The sequence below is a fragment of the Parasphingomonas zepuensis genome (assembly GCF_036663735.1).
Lineage (GTDB): Bacteria > Pseudomonadota > Alphaproteobacteria > Sphingomonadales > Sphingomonadaceae > Sphingomonas.
The window spans coordinates 1-1,634 of the sequence record NZ_JAXOJO010000023.1 but is presented as its reverse complement, the minus strand read 5'-3'; the positions used below and the strand labels follow the sequence as shown (position 1 = coordinate 1,634).

Sequence of the window (1,634 nt, the reverse complement as noted above, 5' to 3'; positions counted from 1 at the left end):
ATCAGCGTCGGCTCGCCCGCCCCGCCCTTTGTGAAGTTATTGTTGTTCGACGACAGCACGATATCATCACCGCGCAGCCCCGAACGTCCGCGATAGCTGGTCGCCCACGCACCCGATCGCTTCCCGGCACGCGCGAAATTGTCGAGGTAGAAGACGCCGACAGTCTTGCCCTGTCGCGTCACTTCAAAGGTGCGGATGTCCGCGTGGAATACCGGAATCGTGCCAGTATTTTCCTTGAACTGCAGATCGTAGAGACGCCCGGCGGCATAGAACATGGCATTGACCATGTTGTTCAGCTCCAGATATGGCTTCACCTCGCTCTCATCGAGATCGAATCTCGCCTTGCGGACCTTCTCCGCATAAAAGCGATAGTCCCAGCCGGCGATCTTGAACTTGGCGCCCTCTTTGTCGGCCAGCGCCTGCATGTCGGCCACTTCCTCCAGCACACGGGCGCGGGCTGCGGGCCAGACTGATTCCATCAGCTTGGTCGCGTTGGCGGGGGTTTCCGCCATCGTATCATCCATCCGATATTCGGCGTGGTTCTTGAAGCCGAGGACGACGGCGCGTTCCTGGCGCAGCTTCAGGATGTTGGCGATAATTGCGTTCGTGTCGTTCGCGTCGCCGTTGTCGCCGCGATTGATATAAGCGTTGTAGATCTTCTCGCGCAGGTCACGACGGGTGGAATACATCAGGAACGGCTGCATCGACGAGCGGGTGTTCTTGACTGCCCATTTGCCCGCTTGACCACGCGCCTTGGCTTCGTCCGCCAAACTCGCCTTGAAACTGTCCGACAGGCCGACCAGGTCAGCCTCGCTGGTCAGGATGATCGCTGTTTCCTCATCGGCCAGCACGCGCTTGCTGAACTCGGTATAGGCTTTCGACAACTCGCTGTTGATACGCTTGATCTCGGCCTTCTGCGCTTCATTGAGCAGCGCGCCGGACGTGACATATCCGCGATAGGTCCGCTCGAGCAGCCGCATCTGCTGCGCGTTCAGCCCAAGCGTCTGGCGCTTGTCATAGAGTGTTTTGACCCGCGCGAACATCTTTGGGTCGAGCGCCAGCTCGGTCGAGAAAGCCGAAAGCTTCGGGCTCCATTCGGTCGCGATTTTCTGCACCTCGGGTGTGGCGAGATTGCTCGTGTACACACCCCAAATCGGAAACACGCGCGAAAGAGCGGTCGTGGATTTTTGCGGGGCTTCGATCGTGTTGGCGAAAGAGGGGGCTTCGGGGTCGTCGCGAACCTTGGCGAACTCAGCGCGTGCCTCGGCCATGCCTGCCTCGAACGCCGCGGGGAACATTGCCGGGGTCACCTTGTCCCACTGCGGAACGCCATCGAAAGGACCGGCCCATTCCGCCAGCATCGGTGCAGCATCGGGGACAGGGGCGCTGGATTGGCTGGCAGCCGGATTATTTTGTGACATGGGACCGGCCTGTGCTGTAGCGGAGAAGAGCGAAGAGGTGGCGAGCAGAATCGCGCCGGAAACGGGTTTCATCGAAATCCCCTGAAAAGGTGTGATAGCAAGATGATACGCTCCTGCAGTCCGCATTGGCAAGCGGCAGACCTTTTCAATTCAGCTTTAGTCGCGGTTAAATCAGCAACTTAGCCCGTTATTGAGCCTCGACCGTCTGCTCGA

Annotated in this window: 1 protein-coding gene; it reads right to left on the bottom strand. The window is 59.2% G+C overall.

Annotated elements, in window-relative coordinates; all coding sequences use genetic code 11:
* The coding region (locus U1769_RS24870; protein WP_332720847.1) for a M3 family metallopeptidase at positions 1 to 1,493 on the bottom strand (1,493 nt) is incomplete at its 3' end.
* Positions 1,494 to 1,634 lie beyond the last annotated feature (141 nt).